A 20442-nucleotide genomic window follows, 5' to 3' on the forward strand; every position below is an offset into this window, starting at 1 on the left:
ATGAAACACAAAGTTAAAAACATTCATTTCGTCGGCATCGGCGGCAGTGGCATGAGCGGCATCGCCGAGGTGCTGCTGAATCTCGGCTACACGATTTCCGGTTCCGATCTCGGCGACAACGCGGCGACCCGCCGCTTGGCCGCGCTGGGCGCCAAAGTCAGCCGTGGCCATGCCGCGGCGAATATCGACCAGGCGCACGCCATCGTCACGTCGACTGCGGTGCAGGCAGACAATCCGGAAGTTGTCGCGGCCCGCGAAAAGCACATTCCAATTGTGCCGCGCGCAGTCATGCTGGCAGAATTGATGCGTCTCAAACGCGGCATCGCGATCGCCGGCACCCACGGCAAAACCACCACCACCAGTCTGGTGGCAAGCGTGCTGGCCCAGGGCGGATTGGATCCGACCTTCGTCATCGGCGGCCGTCTGACCAGCGCCGGCGCCAACGCCAAGCTGGGTTCGGGCGACTTTATCGTGGCGGAAGCCGACGAATCGGATGCGTCCTTCCTGAACCTGTCGCCGGTGATTGAAGTGATCACCAACATTGATGCCGATCACATGGATACCTATGATCATGATTTCGGCAAGCTAAAGCAGGCCTTTGTCGAGTTTACCCAGCGTTTGCCGTTTTACGGGGTCGCAGTGCTGTGCATGGACGACGCCAATGTGCGCGAAATCATGCCGCAGATTTCCAAGCTGATTACGACCTACGGCTTCCACGAAGAAGCGGATGTAAGGGCGATCGATGCCAAGGCGGTCGGCGGCCACATGCAGTTCACCGTGATTCAGAAGGGCTATGCGGCGATGCCGATCAGCCTGAACCAGCCGGGCATGCACAACGTCCAGAACGCTTGCGCTGCGATTGCAATTGCGCGCGAACTGGGTGTTGCCGATAGCGCGATCCAGCAGGCCTTGACCGAATTCAACGGCGTTGGCCGGCGCTTCACCCGTTATGGCGAAATCAAGTTGCAGGACGCCGATGGCAAGCCCAAGGGCGAATTCGCGCTGGTAGACGATTATGGCCATCACCCGGTGGAAACCGCCGCGACCATCCAGGCTGCGCGCGGCGCCTATCCCGGACGACGGCTGGTGCTGGTATTCCAGCCACACCGCTATACGCGTACCCGCGATCTGTTTGAAGATTTTGTCAAAGTGCTGTCGACGGTCGACGTGCTGGTGCTGGCGGAAGTGTATGCCGCCGGCGAAGCGCCGATCGTCGCTGCCGACGGCCGCGCCCTGGCGCATGCCTTGCGAGTCGCCGGCATGGGTGAGCTGGTATTTGTGGAAGACATCAACGACATGCCTGCGGCTATCCTGAACATCGCCCGAGATGGCGACGTGGTGATGACCATGGGTGCGGGTTCGATTAGCGGCGTGCCGGGCAAGCTGGCGCAACTGGTAGAGCAATGACCATGAGTGAAGCGATGAGCAAAAAAATGACAGGTCCTCAATTCGGAAAAGTCGGAGTGCTGTTCGGTGGCCGTTCGGCTGAGCGTGAAGTTTCCATCATGTCCGGCACCGGCGTATTGCAGGCGTTGAAGAGCCGCGGCGTCGATGCTCATCCGTTCGATCCGGGCCAGCGCAGCCTGGCAGAACTGGCGGCGGAGAAATTCGACCGCGTGTTTATCGCCTTGCATGGCCGCTATGGCGAAGATGGCACTTTGCAAGGCGCGCTGGAGCAGCTCGGCATTCCGTACACAGGTCCGGGCGTGATGGCCTCAGCGATTGCGATGGACAAGATAATGACCAAGCGCGTCTGGCAAAGCATGGCTTTGCCGACGCCGCGTTTCCTGGTGCTGGACACCCATGCCGCAACCCGGGAAGAGCTGCGCCAGGTGCCGGACGTGCTGGGCCTGCCGCTGATGTTGAAAGCGCCGCATGAAGGTTCGACCATCGGCATTAGCAAGGTGGCCGGTTATTCCGACATGAACGACGGTTTTGCGTTGTGCGCCAAATACGACGACGTGGTGCTGGCGGAAGAATTTGTGCGCGGGCGCGAGCTGACTGTGCCGGTACTCGGCAAAGGCAGCACTGCGCGCGCGCTGCCTATCGTTGAAATCCGTGCGCCGGAAGGCAACTACGATTATCAGCACAAGTATTTTACCGACGACACCAAGTATCTCTGTCCGGCGCCGCTGGATGCCGCGTTGACCGAGCGGATACAGTCGCTGGCGGTGCAGGCGTTCAAGGCGATCGGCTGCGAAGGATGGGCGCGCGTGGATTTCATGTTGCGCGACACCGATAATGAACCGTTCCTGCTGGAGATCAACACCTCGCCGGGGATGACCGGGCATTCGCTGGTGCCGATAGCGGCCAAGGCGAACGGCGTCAGCTACGAAGATTTGTGTCTTGAAATATTGGCGTCAGCGTCGCTGGATTTGATGCCGACAGCGGACTGGAAGCCGGAGTAGCAGGACCGATATGGAAAGAAACTGAAAGAAAATAGTTAAAGAAGTCCCTAACGATCCAAGCGATAAAGTCGATAACCATGTGGCAAGACGTCAAAATGTTGAACGCGATCTCCGGTACCTTGCTAGGACTGGTTGCGCTTGCATTGCTGGCGTCCGGCATCTGGTGGCTGGCGCAGCGTCCGATGTTTACGCTGAAGACGATCCGGATTGAAGGCGCCGGCCAGAGCGAGCTGCGGCGCGTCAATCCTCTGATCGTCCGCTCCACCGCTCTGGCGCGCATCAAGGGGAACTTCTTTACCGCCAATCTGGATACGGTGCGCAGTGCATTCGAATCGGTGCCGTGGGTACGCAAGGCGTCGGTGCAGCGTGAATGGCCGAACACGCTGATCGTGACGGTGGATGAGCATCAGCCGCTGGCGACCTGGGATGACGACGGTCGCTTGTTGTCGGTGCGTGGCGACTTGTTTACCGCCAACCTGGATGAGGCGGAAGAAGATGGTGCGTTGCTGCGCCTGTCCGGTCCGGATGGCAGTGAGAAGGATGTGGTGGCGCGCCTGGCGGATTTTCGCCGCTGGTTTGCGCCGCTGAAGTTGAACCCGGTGGAAGTGGCTTTATCGAGCCGCTACGCATGGACCATCAAGCTGGACAACGGCATGACGGTAGAGCTGGGACGGGAACAAAACAAAACCACCCTGAAGGACCGGGTGGCGCGACTGGTGCAGATTTATCCGCAACTGCTGTCACGTTTGCAGAACCGGATCGAGAGTGTGGATATGCGGTATCCGAATGGCTTGGCGCTGAAGGCGAGCGGCTTGTCGGTCGGATTGGGAAGCAAGAAAAAATAAGCGAAACATTATGACAAAAGACGCAAAAAATTTGATCGTCGGTCTCGACATCGGCACCTCGAAGGTGGTGGCGGTGGTAGCCGAGGTATTGTCGGATGGTCGCCATGAAGTGATCGGCCTGGGGCAGTCGGAATCCAAGGGCCTGAAGAAAGGCGTGGTGGTCAACATCGAAGCCACCGTGGAATCGATCCAGCGCGCGCTGGAAGAAGCCGAGCTGATGGCCGACTGCAAGATCCGCAATGTCTACACCGGTATCGCCGGCAGCCATATCCGCAGCTTCAACTCCAGCGGCATGGTGGCGATCAAGGACAAGGAAGTCAGCGCCGCGGACGTCTCGCGCGTTATTGAAACGGCCAAGGCGGTCAACATTCCTACCGACCAGCAATTGCTGCATACGGTGCCGCAGGAATTTATTGTCGATAGCCAGGAAGATGTGCGTGAACCAATCGGCATGAGCGGCATCCGACTCGAGGTCAAGGTGCACATCGTCACCGGCGCGGTGTCCGCGGTGCAGAATATCGTCAAGTGCATTCGCCGTTGCGGACTGGAAGTGTCGGACCTGATCTTGCAGCCGATGGCATCGGCCGATGCGGTGCTGACGCCGGATGAGAAAGAACTGGGCGTGGTGCTGGTGGATATCGGCGGCGGCACCACCGACGTGGCGGTGTTCACCGAAGGGGCGATCCGCCATACCGCGGTGATTCCTATTGCCGGCGACCAGATTACCAACGACATTGCGATGGCGTTACGGACGCCGACCAATGAAGCGGAAGAAATCAAGTTGCGCTACGGCGTCGCCAAGCAGATCCTGGCGGACCCGGGCGAAACGCTGGAAGTGCCCGGCCTGGGCGACCGCAATCCGCGCACCTTGTCGCGCCAGGCTCTGGCGGCAGTGATCGAGCCGCGGGTCGAAGAGTTGTTCGCGCTGGTGCATCAGGTAGTGCGCGAGTCGGGCTACGAAGAAGTGTTGTCGAGCGGCGTGGTGCTGACCGGCGGTTCGGCCATGATGCCGGGCATGATCGAGCTGGCGGAAGACATCTTCCTCAAGCCGGCACGGCTGGGGACGCCGGACTACCGCGGCCAGCTGGCTGACGTGGTGCGCAGTCCGCGCTACTCGACGGTGCTGGGCTTGCTGCTGGAAGCGAAAAAGCAATACCTGCGCGGCTATATCGTGACGCGTCAGGAGGGATCGGCCAAAGCGATTTGGCAGCGCATGAAGGAATGGTTTTTAGGGAATTTTTAATCTTGATCACCGAGGACAGAAGTTAACAAGAGTTGCCGGATAAAGCTAGCGGCGAAGCACTTCGTACTCACTGGTCAAACGGGAAGTTTTATTTTTAACGTTGTTTGTGCAACACGCAGTTGTCAGTTGCTAGGCCTCACACAGCGTGATGCCTATTGACTGGATGCTGCATCTTTATGAGGAAATATCATGGAAATCGATATGCTTGACAATGCAACTTTGGGCACCGTGATTAAAGTCGTGGGCGTCGGCGGCGCCGGCGGCAATGCGGTCCAACATATGATCAACAAGGGTGTGTCGGGAGTGGAGTTCATCGCTGCCAACACGGATGCACAAGCGCTCAAGCAATCGAAGGCGCATAACGTCATCCAGATCGGCGAGACCGGCCTGGGCGCCGGCATGAAGCCGTCGGTGGGCCGTCAGCTGGCTGAGGAATCGCGCAGCCGGATTGAAGACGCACTGCGCGGTGCACACATGGTGTTCATCGCCGCTGGCATGGGCGGCGGCACCGGCACCGGCGCGGCGCCGGTAGTGGCGCAAATCGCCAAGGAACTGGGCGCGCTGACGGTGGCGGTGGTCTCCAAGCCGTTCTCCTATGAAGGCCAGAAGTGCATGGACATCGCCGATGAAGGCCTGGAGGCTTTGTCCCAGCACGTCGATTCGCTGATCATCATTCTCAACGAAAAGCTCGAAGAGATTTATGAAGACGACAGCATGATGGAATGGCTGCAGCACGCCGATGATGTGCTCAACAATGCCGTTGCCGGTATCGCTGAAATCATCAACGTGCCGGGCCACATCAACGTCGACTTCAACGACGTCAAGACCATCATGGGCGAACAAGGCAAGGCGATGATGGGTACGGCGACCGCATCCGGCGTGGATCGCGCACGTTTGGCGGCGGAGCAGGCAGTCGCCTCGCCGCTGCTGGACGGCATCGACCTGTCCGGCGCACGCGGCGTACTGGTCAATGTTACCGCCAGCCGCAGCCTGAAGGGTAAGGAAATCAAGGAAGTCATGGCGACGGTGCGTGCGTTTGCGGCGCCGGACGCGTCGATTGCCCAGGGGATTGCCTACGACGAGACGATGGGCGACGATATCCGCGTCACCGTGGTGGCTACCGGCCTGGGCCGTTCGCGCAAGGCAGTGCAGCTGGTGCAGGCGCCGATGATGCGTACCGGGACCCACAACGAGCCGCTGATGCACGGCCAGCCATCGGTTGGTCATGGCAGCTCGTCGTTCGAAGGCATGAAGGCGCCGGCGGTATGGCGTCGCGAATCGGCTTCCGATACGGTGCGGGCTTTGGAAAAGAATGGCATGGAAACCTATGACATTCCGGCTTTTTTGCGTAAGCAAGCCGACTAAGCAAGGCTAGATGTAGCGGGTTCTTATACCCGCTATCACCGGCCGCGCTCTGCATGAATTTGCGGAACAAGGCATACTGCGGGTTCCACGCCGCGTCGCAAGGCGCGGCGTTTTCTTTTGTAGTATCTGTTAACATTTGGTGTTTTCGAAAATCGGCGAACGACCAAGGTCGTGGCGCGGGTTCGGAAGCCTCATCAACTAGACAAGGACTTATCATGACCATCAAGATCGGCGATCGCCTGCCAGAAGGCAAATTAGCAGAATTCATCGAAACCGAAACCGCAGGTTGCGCGCTCGGCCCAAATACTTTCGCTGTCAGCGATCTGGTCAAGGGCAAGAAAATCGCCTTGTTCGCAGTACCTGGCGCCTTCACGCCAACCTGCTCCGCCAAGCACCTGCCTGGCTACATCCAGCACGCAGCAGAATTCAAAGCCAAGGGCGTTGATGAAATCTGGGCGATTTCGGTCAATGACGCGTTCGTCATGGGCGCCTGGGGCCGTGATCAAAAAGCTACCGGCACCGTACGTTTGCTGGCTGACGGCAATGCGGATTTCGTCAAGGCGCTGGGCCTGGATGCAGATTTCGGCAAGTTCGGCATGGGTACACGTTCGCAGCGTTTCTCGGCGCTGATCGAAGACGGCGTAGTCAAGCAATTGAACGTTGAGCAAGGCGGTGCGTTTGAAGTTTCTAATGCAGAAACACTGCTCGGTCAGCTCGCATAAAATTTCTGTTGTTTGTTGGTAGGCAAGGCGGCGCCAGGTGCGCCGTTTTTCGTTTGTGCGGGTGGAAAATTGAAGAGCTGGCGATAGCCTGCCGATATGCCTTCGATAGAAAAAAATAGCTTGGCGACCCAAGCGTGTTTTTTTCCCCACAGCGACTACACATCGTTACAGAATAATTATCAGTAAGATTTATAATGTCATCATGTTGAAACAACGCACCATCAAGAAAATTGTCAAGACGACAGGTATCGGCGTCCATTCCGGCACCAAGGTCGAGCTGACCTTGCGCCCGGCCGCTGTCAATACCGGCATCGTGTTCCGTCGTGTCGATCTCGATCCGATCATCGATTTTCCTGCGAAAGCCACCGAAGTCGGCGATACACGCATGGCCTCGGTGCTGGTCAAGGACGGCGCGCGGGTATCGACCATCGAGCATCTGATGTCGGCCTGTTCAGGCCTCGGCATCGATAACCTGTATGTTGATGTGACGGCCGAAGAAATTCCGATCATGGACGGCTCGGCCTCATCTTTCGTGTTCCTGCTGCAGCAAGCCGGACTGGAAGAGCAGGGCGCCGCCAAGAAATTCGTCCGCATCAAAAAATCCGTCGAAGTGCGCGAAGGCCAGGGCAACCGCGAAAAGTGGGCGCGGCTGGATCCTTGCAATGGTTTCAAGCTCAAGTTTTTTATCGAATTCAACCATCCTGCGGTGGATGGCACCGGCCAGACCGCGGAAGTCGATTTCAGCATCGAGTCGTATGTGAAAGAAATCGCGCGCGCGCGTACTTTCGGTTTCATGCAGGATGTGGAAACCATGCGCGGCCTGGGATTGGCACGCGGCGGTTCGCTGGAAAACGCCATCGTCATGGACGAATACCGGATCCTGAACAGCGACGGCCTGCGTTATGAAAACGAGTTTGTGCGCCACAAGATCCTGGATGCCATCGGCGACTTGTACCTGATCGGCCATCCGCTGCTGGCCAGTTATACCGCCCACAAATCCGGCCACGGTTTGAATAACCAGTTGCTGCGCGCCTTGCTGGCGCAACCGGATGCCTATGAGGTGGTCAGCTTTGAGGAGTTGGCCGAAGCTCCGGGCGCCTATCAGCGGCAAGTCGGACAAGAATGGGCGCTGAATTAAAGCCCTCTTTTAAAGTTCTCTTTTTGACGGCAGTCTAAAACCGCCGGATCAAACACTATCAATCGCTAGCTAGGAGCTGGTCACCTGCGGCTCATGCGCCTCCAGGTGGACCGTGCCCGTGCGTTGATCATAATCGATGATTTCAGCATAGCGGCCCCAGGAAATCAGCGTCGCGAACAGGCTTTCCGGCTGGTCGTAAGGTAGCAGGCTCGCCAGTTCTTCCAGGATGTCGTCCTCTTTTACCTTCGCGCCCGGATTGTCATTGAGGCGCGCAGTCAGCATCTGGAACAGCCGTAAACGCAGGATCTGCTTCCTGAACAGCGTTTTGCGCGCCGCCAGCGGCGCGGCCAGGAAATACCAGCCGAGCGTGGTCATGTTGACTTCGTGCTTCGGTGTATCGACCAGGTCCAGCATCTCTGCCGCTTTGACGATGGCGATCGTTTCGCCGAAGTCGGTCCCGATCCGGGTGCTCAGTTCGTAGATGTTGATGGTTTCCTGGTTATTCTGGAGAATTTCCAGCAGGCCGACAATGCGTCCCACAGGCACGTTAGGAATCGGTTCGACCCGGCTGGAACCCGTATCCTGCGCTGTCGCCATCTGTACTTCTTGTTCCGGCGCTTTTTCACCGTCGACGCCAGCTTCGGCGACCGCAACTTCTGCCGCCGGTTCGTCCGGCAACGCCAGTGCCGTAATCGCATCGTGAATCTGGTTCACCAGGGCGGCGAACTCCTTCGACTTCACATCCCGCGGATACGGCAGCGGATTCTGAATGACATTCTTGATGCGTCCCGGATGCGAGGAAATGATCACGATGCGTGACGCCATGTAGGCGGCTTCGACAATATTATGGGTGACGAAAAAAATACTCTTGATGCCGGTTTCGCCGGCGTTATTCCAAAGGTCGACCACTTCCGCACGCAGGTTCTCGGCGGTGAGCACGTCGAGCGCGCTGAACGCTTCATCCATGCACAACACCTCCGGCTTGGCGACAATCGCCCGCGCCAGGCCGACGCGCTGGCGCATGCCGCCGGACAGCTCCTTGGGAAAGGCGTTCTCGAAACCGGACAAGCCGATCAGCGTCAGGACCTTGTCGATTTCTTCCTGCTCCTGCTGGGCGCTCAGGCGGCGCTGGGTCAACCCGACCTGGACATTCTGTTGCACGGTAAGCCATGGATACAGGGCGAAGCTCTGGAACACGATGGACAGCTGGCGATTGATGCCATCCAACGCTTTGCCGTGGCTGAGGACAGCGCCGCTGGTGGGGTCGGTGAGTCCTGCAATCAGGCGCAGGATGGTCGATTTGCCGCTGCCTGACTGGCCCAGCAGCGCCAGCATTTCACCCTCGCGCACGGCAAGGTTGATGTCGTCGAGAATGGTGACGGGTTCGCCGCCGCCGGTGGTATAGGCTTTCGACACATGCTGCAGTTCGATCAGAGGCGCGGCGTGCAAGGCGTTGCGGCTGGCGGCGGGAGCGGTGGAAACGGGGTCTGACATCGGTCACTTCCTTCGAGCGATTAATCGAGCTTGAATTTATGTTCTGCCAGCGCATACAGGCGGCGCCACAGGAAACGGTTGATCAGCACCACGAACAGCGACATCACCACGATGCTGAAATAAATCGCGGGCTTGTCGCCTTTCTCGGTGACCCGGGCGATGTAGGCGCCGAGGCCGTCGGCCACCAGCTTGTTCTGGCCCCATGAGGCAACTTCGGCCACGATGCTGGCGTTCCATGCGCCGCCGGTGGCGGTCACCGCGCCGGTGACCCAGAACGGGAAAATCGCCGGAATGATCACGGTCTTCCACAAACGCCATTTGCGCAAGCCGAAGATCTGCGCGGCTTCGCGCAGATCGGTGGGAATCGCCATGGCGCCGGCGATCACATTAAACAGGATATACCATTGGGTTCCCAATGCCATCAGCAGGATGCTGCCGATGTTGATGGGAATGTTCATCGTGATGAAAAATACCACGATGAAGGGAAAAGTCATGTTCACCGGGAAAGAGGCGGCGATCTGCGCCAGCGGCTGGGCGATGCGGGCTACCCGCGGCCGCAAGCCGATCCAGACGCCGATCGGAGTCCAGATCAGCGTTGCCACCACCATCATCGCCAGCACCCGCAGGAAGGTGAGAACGCCAAGCCAGACCACATGCAGCATCTCGGGGCCGGTCATCTCGGTCTTGATTTCCCTGGCGACACCAAACGCATCGATCACCAGCCAGACAATGCCGGCGGCGATGGCCAGCCACAGCGCCGCGCGCAGGACTTGCTTGAAGAGCGTCGGCGCGTTGCGTGTCACGCTGGCCGAGACATCGGTGGCCACCATCGAGATGCGCTGGCTGAAGCGGGCGAAGAAACTGCCGATACGCTGGAACAGCCAGCCAACCACATTGGAACGCCGCAGCAAATCCAGCATCCACGACTGCGGGCTGTCTTTGGCTTCGGTATTCTCCAGCTTGAATTTCTCGGCCCAGGCGACCAGCGGCCGCCATACCAGTTGATCGATCAAGAGGATGGTGAGGATCATCGCTGCAATCGCATACAGTGCGGCACGGCTGTTGCCGGCTTCGACCGCCGCCGCCATGTAGGAACCCAGGCCCGGCAGCTTGATATTCTTGTTCAGCACGGTGATCGCTTCGCTTTGCGCCACGAAGAACCAGCCACCGCCGAAGCTCATCATCGAATTCCACATCAGGCCGATGGCCGAGGTCGGCAGCTCCAGTGTGGTGAAACGCTGCCAGCGGTTGAGGCGGAACACGGAGGCGGCTTCCGACAGTTCGGCGGGAATCGTCACCAGCGAGTGGTAGAAGCCGAAGGTCATGTTCCAGGCTTGCGCGGTGAACACTGCAAAGATGCTGGCGCATTCGACACCCAGCAAGCTGCCGGGAAACAAGGCCAGGAATCCGGTCACCGTGATCGACAGGAAACCCAGCACCGGCACCGATTGCAGGATATCCAGGATCGGCAGCATGACTTTGCGCGCACGCGGACTCTTGGCCGCGACATAACCCCAGATGAAGGTAAACAACAGCGAAGCGGCGAAGGCGATGAACATCCGCAGCACGGTGCGCGCGGTGTAATACGGGATCATCTCTACATCCAGCGACAATGGCGGCGGATGCAGTTCGTCGAAGTGCACGCGCATGTCGCCGCTGAGCGAGAACACCAGCCAGAACAGCAGCAACATCGCCATCACGACCAGGATGTCGATCCAGCCGAAGCGCCAGCTGGTGCGCAGCTGGGGCGAAGTGATATCCGGATAAGAGCGTTTAGGCATGCTTGGGAATATTGAGGTGTTTTATTCGGGCCAGCTGGTGAAGACGCGGCCCGCACCGGCGGCATCGCTGCATGCGGCAAGCCGTTCGCGGAAGCGCCGGTCCTGGAACATCTCGGCGACTTCCGCCAGGATTTTCAAATGCTGGTCGGTGGCGTGTTCCGGTATCAGGATGACGATGATGTCCGAGACCGGTTTTGCATCAGGCGCGTCAAATGCCAGCGGCGTGCTTGGCCGTATATACCCTAGCACCGCCTGCGCCAGTCCGCGGATGCGTGCGTGCGGCACTGCAACCCCTGCGCCCAGCGCGGTCGAGCCCAGCGCTTCACGCGCCGAGAGGGCGTCGGACGCCTGCTTGCCGGACAGGCCATGCCGGTCGCCGAGGAGTTGTCCGGCGGCCGCGAAAACCTGGTCCTTGTGTGCAACGTCCAAATCAAGCAGGATATTTTCGACTGCCAGCAATTCGCCAATACTGTTCATCAATCTGTCTGTCGTGGTTCGAGGTTCAAGGGAGGACGGTGGTTTGGTTTGCATGCCACCGCCGGCACACGACAGGATATCCGTCTTGTTGGGCTGCAACAATGTTTTTGAAACAGAAGGGTTGGCAGCTTGTATGTATAGTGTGTATTTAACTTGTTACCGGCTTATTACTTGCCGCGATATTTCTCGCTGCGGGAAGTGCTTGCATCAAATCGCGCGTTGGCCAGGCTGGCGGTCAAATTCATCAATATCTCTGAAGGCAAAATAGGAGGGTGCCGCTATTGCTGGCGTATAATGCTTTTATTGCAATATTTTTTGATTTTGAGTAAATAAACTGAGTAAATAGGAATTCAGTCTTTACTGTTTTTGCTGCGATGACGCGCCACCATCGCGGCGATCGCATTTTTCAGCGCTTCGTTCGCAGTGGAAGGTTCGAGATCTTCCATCAGCGTGGAGAATGCTGACACGGCGTTGGACGAAAGTAATGCCTGCTTGACCACAGGCGCTTTCACCAGATTTTGGCTGACTTGCACTTTGATTCGGATTGCATTAATCTGCCAATTTCCTGTTTGCAACTGGCTTTGCAGGCGCGGCAGCTGTTGCTTCAGTTTAGTTGCAAGAGCGGCATTAGGCGCTGACAAGACGAGTTGTCCTGCTTCACATTGCAATACTTCACAAGTACTGAACATGGATGGCAATTCGGCGGCGCACTGCTTTTGCAACGCCGCCATGCGTGTGACAGCGGGCAGTAACGCCGCCATCCTGTCATTCCCCCGTAAAAAATCTGTGGCGTCCCGGGATGTTTTGGTTTGCGGCCTGGAGCCGAATGCCGGTGGCCGGTAAGAAGAAGTTGAGAGTCTACGCATGATAGTGAAACATTATCACACCTGTGAGCCGGCCAGTACGCCACCGGAGCCGCAATGCAAGTAATTCTGCTGCACCCGCGCTTTAATCGTGCAAAATCCATCACTCTGGGCGCGCGGCACCTGATATTGATGGTCGGAGCCTTCCTGTTGTCGGTCATATTGGCAACTGTCTTGTTGTATTTCCTCACGATCCATTATTCGCTCAACGTACCGTTCGTCGGCAAGGCCGCGGTCAGCAGCGCGGCCGGCGGCATGCCGGACAAAGACAAGTACCTGAAAGAAAACCTGGCGGCGATGGCGATCAAGCTGGGTGAAATGCAAGCACAGCTGATGCGTCTGGATGCATTGGGCGAGCGCGTCCAGGGCTTGGCGGGCGTGAAGCCGGAAGAATTCAATTTCAAGGAAGCGCCGGGACGCGGCGGCGCCGAGTCCAGCAGTCTTGGTGACCGTCGCTCGCACGATATGAGCATGAGCGAATTCCAGCATGCGCTGGACGCCATGTCGCGCGACGTCGGCTATCGCGCCGACTATATGAACGTGGTCGAAACAGTACTGATGAGCGACCGCATCAAGTCCAAGCTGTTGCCGACCAACCAGCCGGTCAATGTCAGCTATAACTCCTCGAGCTTTGGCTGGCGGGTCGATCCTTTTACCGGTCGCAGCGCATTTCATGAAGGGCTGGATTTCCCGGCATCGGTAGGCACCGCGATTGTGGCCGCTGCGGCGGGCGTGGTGATTGCGGCTGAATATCATCCGCAATACGGCAACATGCTCGATATCGACCATGGCAACGATATCATCACCCGTTATGCGCATGCCTCGCGGCTGCTGGTCAAGGTGGGCGATATCGTGCAGCGCGGCCAGCATATCGCCGATATCGGCACCACCGGGCGCTCTACCGGGCCGCATCTGCATTTCGAGGTAAGAATCAAAGGTATCGCGCAGGATCCACGCAAGTTCCTGAATGCCGGCACCGACCTGGCCAAGGTGGCAACATTGGCAGGGAAGTAATAGATGTTGTTTTAATGAAAGTATGTTTGGCCGAAGATTGACCGCAAGCCGTGCGAATGCGGCACAATTTGCGCAACTTGCTATTGTTTCCTGGTGCATAACCCCAATGTGTCGGGGACTGCATGATAAAATTCTCCGATTATTTATTTAGCCACAGCCCGGTTTCGTACTCATTGCGTGTGTGTTCACAAGATGCCACAAGATGTGACGGAATGTCGCCGGCGCTCTTTTTTAGAATCCAAGCATGTCATTACTGACCCAGATTTTCGGTAGCCGCAACCAGCGTCTGCTCAAACAATATAAAAAAGTCGTCCGACAAATTAATGCACTTGAACCGGCATTTGAAAAACTGTCCGATGCCGAACTGCAGGCTAAAACGCCGGAGCTGAAACAGCGGATTGCGGGTGGCGAAAAGCTCGACGATATGTTGCCTGAAGCTTTTGCGGTGTGCCGCGAAGCCGGTAAGCGCGTCCTGAAGATGCGGCATTTCGACGTCCAGCTGATCGGCGGCATGGTGCTGCATTACGGCAAGATTGCCGAAATGGGCACCGGCGAAGGCAAGACGCTGATGGCGACCCTGCCGGCTTACCTGAATGCGCTGTCCGGCAAGGGTGTGCACGTGGTGACCGTCAATGATTACCTGGCACAACGCGACGCCGAGTGGATGGGACGCCTGTATGGCTGGCTCGGTCTGACTACCGGCGTCAACCTGTCGTCGGTTGAGCATGACGCCAAGCAAGTTGCCTACGGCGCCGATATCACCTACGGCACCAACAATGAATTCGGTTTCGATTACCTGCGCGACAACATGGTGTACGACGCTGCCGACCGCGTTCAGCGCACGCTGAATTTCGCGATCGTCGATGAAGTCGACTCAATCCTGATCGATGAAGCCCGTACCCCGCTGATCATTTCCGGCCAGGCTGAAAATCACACCGACCTGTATTACAAAATCAACGAAGTGCCACCGCTGCTGATCCAACAAATCGGCGAAGAAACGCCGGACGGCAAGGGCAAGGTCGAATTGCCCGGCGATTACACCAAGGACGAGAAGGCACACCAGGTGTTGCTGACTGAAGCCGGCCACGAAAAGGCCGAGCAGATCCTGACCAACATGGGCTTGCTGGCCGAAGGCGCATCGCTGTATGACGCTGCCAACATCAGCCTGATTCATCATCTGTACGCCGCATTGCGCGCGCACTCGCTGTATTTCAAGGACCAGCACTACGTGGTGCAGGGCGGCGAAATCGTCATCGTCGACGAATTCACCGGCCGCATGATGACTGGCCGTCGCTGGTCGGACGGCTTGCACCAGGCGGTGGAAGCGAAAGAAGGCGTCAAGATCCAGAACGAGAACCAGACCCTGGCCTCGATCACTTTCCAGAATTATTTCCGCATGTACGGCAAGCTGGCCGGCATGACCGGTACCGCCGATACCGAAGCTTACGAGTTCCAGGAAATCTACGGCTTGGAAACCGTGGTGATTCCGCAAAATCGCCCGAACCAGCGTAAAGACCGCCAAGACCAGGTCTACAAGACATCGCAAGAGAAATACAATGCGATGCTGAAAGATATCCAGGATTGCTATGAGCGCGGACAACCAGTGCTGGTCGGCACCACCTCGATCGAAAACTCGGAACTGCTGGCAGATATCCTGAGCAAAGCCAAGTTGCCGCACAATGTGCTGAACGCCAAGCAGCATGCGCGCGAAGCGGAAATCATTGCGCAGGCCGGACGTCCTAAAGCCATCACCATTGCGACCAATATGGCCGGTCGCGGTACCGATATTGTGTTGGGCGGGAATGTCGAAAAACAAATCCAGTTCATCGAAGCCGACGACGCGCTGAGCGACACGGAAAAGCAGCTGCGTTCCGACAAACTGAGCGATGAATGGCAATCGCTGCATGACCATGTGGTCCATGCCGGCGGCTTGCACATCATCGGTACCGAACGTCACGAATCGCGCCGGGTGGATAACCAGTTGCGCGGCCGTGCCGCACGTCAGGGTGACCCGGGTTCTTCGCGTTTCTACCTGTCGCTGGATGACGCCTTGCTGCGCATTTTTGCCGGCGACCGCGTACGCTCCATCATGGACCGTTTGAAGATGCCTGAAGGCGAGCCGATCGAAGCGGGCATCGTGTCGCGCTCGATTGAATCGGCACAGCGCAAGGTGGAAGCACGCAACTTCGATATCCGTAAGCAATTGCTGGAATACGATGACGTCGCCAACGACCAGCGCAAGGTGATTTACCAACAGCGTAATGAGCTGCTGGAATCGCAAGGCGTTACCGAGACAGTCGCTTCGCTGCGAGAAGGCGTGCTGGACGATACTTTCCGTACTCATGTGCCGGCGGAATCGCTGGAAGAGCAATGGAATATTCCTGCACTGGAAGCGGCCCTTGCCAATGAACTGCATCTGGAAGTGCCGCTGGGCGAGATGCTGAAGTCGGAACCTAATCTGACCGATGACGAGTTGCTGGAACGCGTACTGGCCACGGCAGAGAGCACCTATGCCGCCAAGACCGAAATCGTCGGCAAGGAATCGTTCGCCGGCTTCGAGCGCAGCGTCATGTTGCAGAGCGTGGACAGCCATTGGCGTGAACATCTGGCGGCGCTGGATCATTTGCGCCAGGGTATCCATCTGCGTGGTTATGCACAGAAAAATCCGAAGCAGGAATACAAGCGCGAAGCGTTTGAACTGTTCGGCCAGATGCTGGATCTGATCAAGAATGAAGTGGTCAAGGTGGTGATGACCGTCCGTATCGAAAACCGTGAGGAAATCGCTGCGGCGGAAGAAGAATTATCGCAATCGCATGTTGAAAATGTCCATTATCAACACGCCGATTTCGATCCGACTGCGGCGCCGGAAGCCTTGCTGGCGCCAACCGCGCACAGCGACGAGTCGCAACAGCAGGTCAATGACGTGCCGAAGGTCGGCCGCAATGATCCTTGCCCTTGCGGCAGCGGCAAGAAGTACAAGCAGTGCCATGGCCAGTTGATGTAAGCAGAAGGTTGGCCGGTAGCTGCCGGTAGGTATTAAGCAAGGGCGGGGGCGCAGAAACCCCCGCCCTTTGCTTTTGTTGCGGCAGATTGCACGTAGCCCCGCCATACGCCTTAAAATAGCCATCTGATTTCGCACCATGCTGTGTGCCTGCGTTATGCAACTAGAGATTCACTGTAATTACCAACGTTAATATTTATATTTAGTTAAGGATTCCCATGGCCGTCAATTCCCCTGTTCCTGTCGCCACTGACCTGCTGCCCGTTGCGGGTATCGAGCTTGGCTATGCCGAAGCCGGCGTGCGCAAAGCGAATCGCAAGGATTTGCTGGTGATGAAATTGGCGCCGAGCGCCACCGTGGCCGGGGTATTCACCCAGAACCGCTTTTGCGCCGCGCCGGTGCAAGTCAGCAAAGCGCATTTGGCCGCCGCCGAGATTTCCGGCGAACCGATCCGCGCGCTGCTGATCAATACCGGCAACGCCAATGCCGGCACCGGCGAAGCCGGCCTGGCGGCGGCCAATGCGACCTGCGATGCGCTTGCGGAATTGCTGGGTTGCCACGCTGCACAGATCTTGCCGTTTTCGACCGGGGTGATTCTCGAACCGTTGCCGGTGGAGCGGATCATTGCCGGCTTGCCGCTGGCGATCGCCAACCTGCAGGGCGACAACTGGTTCAACGCGGCCGAATCCATCATGACTACCGATACGCAGCCGAAAGCGGCGTCGCGCAGCCTGCTCATCGCTGGTAAAGCCGTGAATTTTTCCGGCATCAGCAAGGGCGCGGGCATGATCAAGCCGAACATGGCGACCATGCTGGGTTTCCTGGCGATCGATGCGAAAGTGGCGCAGCCGATGCTGGAGAAAATGGTAAAGCAAGCGGCCGACCGCTCTTTCAATTGCATCACGATCGACGGCGATACGTCGACCAACGATTCCTTCATGCTGATCGCCACCGGCGCCGGCGAGTTGGAAGTGAATAGCATCGACAGCCCGGAGTACGCAGAACTCGCGGCAGCGGTGACCGATATTTCGCAGCATCTGGCGCAAATGATCATCCGCGACGGTGAAGGCGCGACCAAGTTCATCACGGTAACGGTCGAGCAAGGGCGGGATGTTGCCGAGTGCCGCAAGATCGCTTACTCGATTGCCCATTCGCCGTTGGTCAAGACAGCGTTCTTCGCCTCCGACCCGAACCTGGGCCGGATCCTTGCGGCAATCGGCTATGCCGGTGTCGACGATCTGGACGTCAGCAAGCTGGATATGTACCTGGATGACGTACTGGTGGCCAAGAATGGCGGCCGCAATCCGGAATACCAGGAAGCGGACGGTCAGCGCGTGATGAAGCAAAGCGAAATTACGGTACGCGTGCAATTGGCGCGCGGCGATGCGGCGGCGACTATCTGGACTTGCGATCTGTCGCATGACTATGTGTCGATCAATGCGGATTACCGTTCCTGATCGCCATGGGTTTGTAGCAATGCGGGCTGCAGTCGGATCCGTTCTGACGGCAGTTACGCTTGAGCTATCCAAAGCCTCGACAAATAATATTCATCTACTATCATTGTGCTTTGCGTCAAAATGATAATCAATGATTGTCATCCGATTACCTGTACTTCTGATTTCTTGAGCCATGACCCAACTAGACCAGTTTCTTATCCGCGCCGAGGCCCTGCTGGGCCGTCTTGAGTCCATCCTGCCACGCGCTGATGCCGCTCCCGACTGGGATGCCGCTACAGCCTTTCGCTGGCGTCACCGCGGCGGCGCAGCCGGCGGTTATCTGCAGGCGGTGGGCCATATCTCGGATATCGCCTTGTCGGATTTGCATAATATAGAAATACAAAAGCAGCAGATCGACCAGAATACCCGCCAGTTCGTCGATGGCCGGCCGGCCAATAACGTACTGTTGACCGGTGCCCGCGGCACCGGCAAGTCATCCTTGATCAAAGCTTGCCTGAACCAGTACGCGCCGCAGGGTTTGCGCCTGATCGAGGTGGACAAGGATGATCTGGCGGCATTGCCGGATATCGTCGACCTGGTGGCGGCGCGTCCTGAGCGCTTTATCATTTTCTGCGACGATCTCTCTTTTGAAGAGGGAGAGAGCGGCTACAAGGCGCTCAAGGTCGCGCTGGACGGTAGTATTGCTGCGCAATCGGACAATGTGCTGATTTACGCAACCTCCAATCGCCGCCATTTGCTGCCGGAACGGATGTCCGACAACGCTACCTACAAGACTACCGAAGACGGCGATCTGCATCCGGGCGAAACCGTCGAGGAAAAAATTTCACTTTCCGAGCGTTTCGGCCTGTGGGTGTCGTTTTATCCGTTCAAACAAGATGACTACCTGGACATTGTCGGCCACTGGCTCAGCCATTTCGGCTGCGATGCGGAACAGATCGCCGAAGCGCGCGCTGATGCATTGCGCTGGGCCTTGCAACGCGCTTCGCGGTCGGGACGTGTCGCATGGCAATTCGCCCGCGATTATGCCGGCCGCATGACAAGCCCCGACTAAGCAGAAAACACGACTTTATACATGACGACAGAACAAGTATTGCCGGTCAACGTTGCCGTTGGCATTTTGATGAAGCCCAATGGCGATGTCCTGCTTGGGCAGCGGCCGGCCGGTAAGCCGATGGCCGGTTATTGGGAGTTTCCGGGCGGTAAAGTGGAGCCCGGCGAATCGATTTTCGATGCCCTGAAGCGCGAGCTGCTGGAAGAGCTGGGGATAGAAATCAATTCCGCGGAGCCATGGTGCGGTATCGAGCATCACTACGCGCACGCGCATGTACGATTGCATTTTTACATCAGCCGTGACTGGAACGGGGAGCCGCAAAGCCTGGAAGGGCAGGCTTTTTCCTGGCAGGGCAGCGTTGGCGTAGAGCCTTTGCTGCCGGCGGCCATTCCTTTGATCGAATGGCTGGATGAATTACGGCGGGAAAATTATTTACAGGTGGCAGGCATAAGCGGACAGACTTAAGCGCCGATTTGTTCGAAGGCTGGCTGCAAACTATTGCGGCAGCTTGCCATCATCGTCAATCTCATCCGGCGGATTGACTGCCGGGATAGCGTATTTCTCTTCAGCCCATGCGCCCAGATCAATCTGCTTGCAGCGTTCCGAGCAAAACGGCCGGAATTTGTTTGCTGCAATCCATTCAATTTTTGTGCCACAAGTCGGGCAATCAACGGTAGTAGTCATACTATTCTGTTCAATAAAGCGTTTAAAAGTTACACAAAGTCAGTTCAAACGGCACATCGCTTTCATACGCCTTGGGTTTGAGATCGCCGCCTTGCGACGTGAAACGCACCCACAACATGTATTTGTTGGCAGATATCTCAGGAATCGCCAGCAATTGCGGATCGATCACCAGACGTAGCATCTGGTAAGATTTTCCTTGCAGCATTTGCTGGTAACTGCCGTTTTGTGCGTCTATTTTTACCGAACTCCCGGTTTCTCGCAGCAATCGCAAGACGATGCTGATGGCGTCGAACAAGGGCGCCAGTGGTCCGAACCAGCTGATAATGTCGGCAAAACGCTGTTCTGCGGGATGCTGCTGCCAGGCGTAATACGAGGGCAGGTCGAATTCGCAGGCGCCGCCCGGAATGATGGTGCGGCCGCGAATGCTCATCAGCCATTCATTATCGCGGATGTGCTGACCGGTCTTGCCCTGGGTTGCCATCAATGCGGTGCTGATGCGGTCGATCTCTTGCAAAATGGCGTCCAGCATCTCCGGCGCCACGTTCGGATTGGTCTTGAAGCCGAGCAGGGTTTGTCTTTGCCGTTCCAGTTCTTGCAGCAGATCCGATTTCAAGTCGGCGCGTCCGGCAACCTCCAGCATTTCAAAAATGGTGGAGAGTGCGATATGGTGTTGTAGCGGACTTTCCTGCTGCACGAAAAAGCTGAACCGTTCGTGCAGGTCTTCCAGCCGCAACAGGGTGCGAATGCGCTCGTTGAAAGGATATTCGTAGACGATCAAAGTGACATCCCTTAAAAATTTGAGCCAGATAAGACATGATTCTGAACGATGCGAACAGAAATTACAAATGCCCTTCCGTTTTTTACATTGCGCGATAGTTTTTTTCGCCCATGCACAAGGC

18 protein-coding genes are annotated in these 20442 nt (G+C 57.4%); 12 read left to right on the top strand and 6 right to left on the bottom strand.

The annotated features are described in order from the left end of the window. The 7 genes from murC to lpxC all read left to right on the top strand — a co-directional run bounded on the left by murC (position 1) and on the right by lpxC (position 7721). Positions 1-1407, top strand: a complete 1407-nt coding sequence (gene murC / locus ABI171_RS13920; RefSeq protein WP_348093161.1) for a UDP-N-acetylmuramate--L-alanine ligase — start codon at positions 1-3, stop codon at positions 1405-1407. 26 nt (positions 1408-1433) lie between these two features. Next, positions 1434-2408, top strand: a complete 975-nt coding sequence (locus ABI171_RS13925) for a D-alanine--D-alanine ligase (RefSeq protein WP_348093162.1) — start codon at positions 1434-1436, stop codon at positions 2406-2408. A 77-nt stretch (positions 2409-2485) separates the two neighbouring features. Continuing rightward, the gene (locus ABI171_RS13930) at positions 2486-3253 is read left to right on the top strand and encodes a cell division protein FtsQ/DivIB (RefSeq protein ID WP_348093163.1); all 768 of its coding nucleotides are present in this window, start codon (positions 2486-2488) and stop codon (positions 3251-3253) included. A 10-nt stretch (positions 3254-3263) separates the two neighbouring features. Further along, positions 3264-4496 (top strand): cell division protein FtsA, encoded by a 1233-nt coding sequence (gene ftsA, locus ABI171_RS13935; RefSeq protein ID WP_348093164.1) that lies wholly within the window; start codon positions 3264-3266, stop codon positions 4494-4496. Positions 4497-4685: 189 nt separating this feature from the next. Next, a complete protein-coding gene (gene ftsZ, locus ABI171_RS13940) occupies positions 4686-5861 on the top strand; it encodes a cell division protein FtsZ (protein WP_348093165.1) in 1176 nt (391 codons plus the stop codon). A 215-nt stretch (positions 5862-6076) separates the two neighbouring features. Continuing rightward, positions 6077-6583: a peroxiredoxin gene (locus tag ABI171_RS13945; RefSeq protein ID WP_348093166.1), complete on the top strand. Its 507-nt coding sequence runs from the start codon at positions 6077-6079 to the stop codon at positions 6581-6583. Positions 6584-6785: 202 nt separating this feature from the next. Then, positions 6786-7721 carry a UDP-3-O-acyl-N-acetylglucosamine deacetylase gene (gene lpxC, locus ABI171_RS13950; RefSeq protein WP_348093167.1) on the top strand — a complete coding sequence of 312 codons (936 nt, stop codon included), beginning with the start codon at positions 6786-6788 and terminating at the stop codon, positions 7719-7721. A 69-nt stretch (positions 7722-7790) separates the two neighbouring features. On the opposite strand, the gene ABI171_RS13955 is transcribed toward lpxC, so the two are convergent. From ABI171_RS13955 to ABI171_RS13970, 4 genes are all read right to left on the bottom strand, one after another. Continuing rightward, a complete protein-coding gene (locus tag ABI171_RS13955; RefSeq protein WP_348093168.1) occupies positions 7791-9215 on the bottom strand; it encodes a nitrate/sulfonate/bicarbonate ABC transporter ATP-binding protein in 1425 nt (474 codons plus the stop codon). 20 nt (positions 9216-9235) lie between these two features. After that, on the bottom strand, positions 9236-10996 hold the full coding sequence (locus ABI171_RS13960) for an ABC transporter permease subunit (RefSeq protein WP_348093169.1): 1761 nt from the start codon (positions 10994-10996) through the stop codon (positions 9236-9238). Positions 10997-11017: 21 nt separating this feature from the next. Further along, positions 11018-11473 carry a PTS sugar transporter subunit IIA gene (locus ABI171_RS13965; RefSeq protein WP_348093170.1) on the bottom strand — a complete coding sequence of 152 codons (456 nt, stop codon included), beginning with the start codon at positions 11471-11473 and terminating at the stop codon, positions 11018-11020. Positions 11474-11823: 350 nt separating this feature from the next. After that, a complete protein-coding gene (locus ABI171_RS13970) occupies positions 11824-12234 on the bottom strand; it encodes a hypothetical protein (protein ID WP_348093171.1) in 411 nt (136 codons plus the stop codon). A 159-nt stretch (positions 12235-12393) separates the two neighbouring features. Here ABI171_RS13970 and ABI171_RS13975 point away from each other — a divergent pair, with 159 nt between their 5' ends. From ABI171_RS13975 to mutT, 5 genes are all read left to right on the top strand, one after another. Beyond that, positions 12394-13350, top strand: coding sequence for a M23 family metallopeptidase (locus ABI171_RS13975; protein WP_348093172.1), 957 nt, complete (start codon positions 12394-12396; stop codon positions 13348-13350). A 244-nt stretch (positions 13351-13594) separates the two neighbouring features. Next, the gene (gene secA / locus ABI171_RS13980; RefSeq protein ID WP_348093173.1) at positions 13595-16354 is read left to right on the top strand and encodes a preprotein translocase subunit SecA; all 2760 of its coding nucleotides are present in this window, start codon (positions 13595-13597) and stop codon (positions 16352-16354) included. Positions 16355-16569: 215 nt separating this feature from the next. Continuing rightward, positions 16570-17808, top strand: coding sequence for a bifunctional glutamate N-acetyltransferase/amino-acid acetyltransferase ArgJ (gene argJ / locus ABI171_RS13985; RefSeq protein ID WP_348093174.1), 1239 nt, complete (start codon positions 16570-16572; stop codon positions 17806-17808). Positions 17809-17980: 172 nt separating this feature from the next. After that, complete coding sequence (locus ABI171_RS13990; RefSeq protein WP_348093175.1) at positions 17981-18859, top strand: ATP-binding protein; 879 nt, start codon at positions 17981-17983, stop codon at positions 18857-18859. Positions 18860-18880: 21 nt separating this feature from the next. Continuing rightward, positions 18881-19324: an 8-oxo-dGTP diphosphatase MutT gene (gene mutT / locus ABI171_RS13995; protein WP_348093176.1), complete on the top strand. Its 444-nt coding sequence runs from the start codon at positions 18881-18883 to the stop codon at positions 19322-19324. A 30-nt stretch (positions 19325-19354) separates the two neighbouring features. Here the strand turns inward: mutT and ABI171_RS14000 are convergent, their stop codons facing one another. Both ABI171_RS14000 and zapD read right to left on the bottom strand, forming a co-directional pair. Beyond that, positions 19355-19543: a DNA gyrase inhibitor YacG gene (locus ABI171_RS14000; protein ID WP_348093177.1), complete on the bottom strand. Its 189-nt coding sequence runs from the start codon at positions 19541-19543 to the stop codon at positions 19355-19357. A 22-nt stretch (positions 19544-19565) separates the two neighbouring features. Next, a complete protein-coding gene (gene zapD, locus ABI171_RS14005) occupies positions 19566-20321 on the bottom strand; it encodes a cell division protein ZapD (protein WP_348093178.1) in 756 nt (251 codons plus the stop codon). Positions 20322-20442: the final 121 nt, after the last annotated feature.

The sequence above is a fragment of the Collimonas sp. genome (genome assembly GCF_039923675.1).
GTDB lineage: Bacteria > Pseudomonadota > Gammaproteobacteria > Burkholderiales > Burkholderiaceae_D > Collimonas.

Bases quoted from the DNA above. Each gene is read 5' to 3' on its own strand.
- ABI171_RS14000 (WP_348093177.1), bottom strand. From the start codon at position 19,543: ATGACTACTACCGTTGATTGCCCGACTTGTGGCACAAAAATTGAATGG.
- ftsA (WP_348093164.1), top strand. From the start codon at position 3,264: ATGACAAAAGACGCAAAAAATTTGATCGTCGGTCTCGACATCGGCACC.
- mutT (WP_348093176.1), top strand. From the start codon at position 18,881: ATGACGACAGAACAAGTATTGCCGGTCAACGTTGCCGTTGGCATTTTG.
- ABI171_RS13930 (WP_348093163.1), top strand. From the start codon at position 2,486: ATGTGGCAAGACGTCAAAATGTTGAACGCGATCTCCGGTACCTTGCTA.
- ABI171_RS13945 (WP_348093166.1), top strand. From the start codon at position 6,077: ATGACCATCAAGATCGGCGATCGCCTGCCAGAAGGCAAATTAGCAGAA.
- ABI171_RS13955 (WP_348093168.1), bottom strand. From the start codon at position 9,215: ATGTCAGACCCCGTTTCCACCGCTCCCGCCGCCAGCCGCAACGCCTTG.
- argJ (WP_348093174.1), top strand. From the start codon at position 16,570: ATGGCCGTCAATTCCCCTGTTCCTGTCGCCACTGACCTGCTGCCCGTT.
- ABI171_RS13990 (WP_348093175.1), top strand. From the start codon at position 17,981: ATGACCCAACTAGACCAGTTTCTTATCCGCGCCGAGGCCCTGCTGGGC.
- lpxC (WP_348093167.1), top strand. From the start codon at position 6,786: ATGTTGAAACAACGCACCATCAAGAAAATTGTCAAGACGACAGGTATC.
- ABI171_RS13975 (WP_348093172.1), top strand. From the start codon at position 12,394: ATGCAAGTAATTCTGCTGCACCCGCGCTTTAATCGTGCAAAATCCATC.
- ftsZ (WP_348093165.1), top strand. From the start codon at position 4,686: ATGGAAATCGATATGCTTGACAATGCAACTTTGGGCACCGTGATTAAA.
- secA (WP_348093173.1), top strand. From the start codon at position 13,595: ATGTCATTACTGACCCAGATTTTCGGTAGCCGCAACCAGCGTCTGCTC.
- murC (WP_348093161.1), top strand. From the start codon at position 1: ATGAAACACAAAGTTAAAAACATTCATTTCGTCGGCATCGGCGGCAGT.
- ABI171_RS13925 (WP_348093162.1), top strand. From the start codon at position 1,434: ATGACAGGTCCTCAATTCGGAAAAGTCGGAGTGCTGTTCGGTGGCCGT.
- ABI171_RS13960 (WP_348093169.1), bottom strand. From the start codon at position 10,996: ATGCCTAAACGCTCTTATCCGGATATCACTTCGCCCCAGCTGCGCACC.
- ABI171_RS13970 (WP_348093171.1), bottom strand. From the start codon at position 12,234: ATGGCGGCGTTACTGCCCGCTGTCACACGCATGGCGGCGTTGCAAAAG.
- ABI171_RS13965 (WP_348093170.1), bottom strand. From the start codon at position 11,473: ATGAACAGTATTGGCGAATTGCTGGCAGTCGAAAATATCCTGCTTGAT.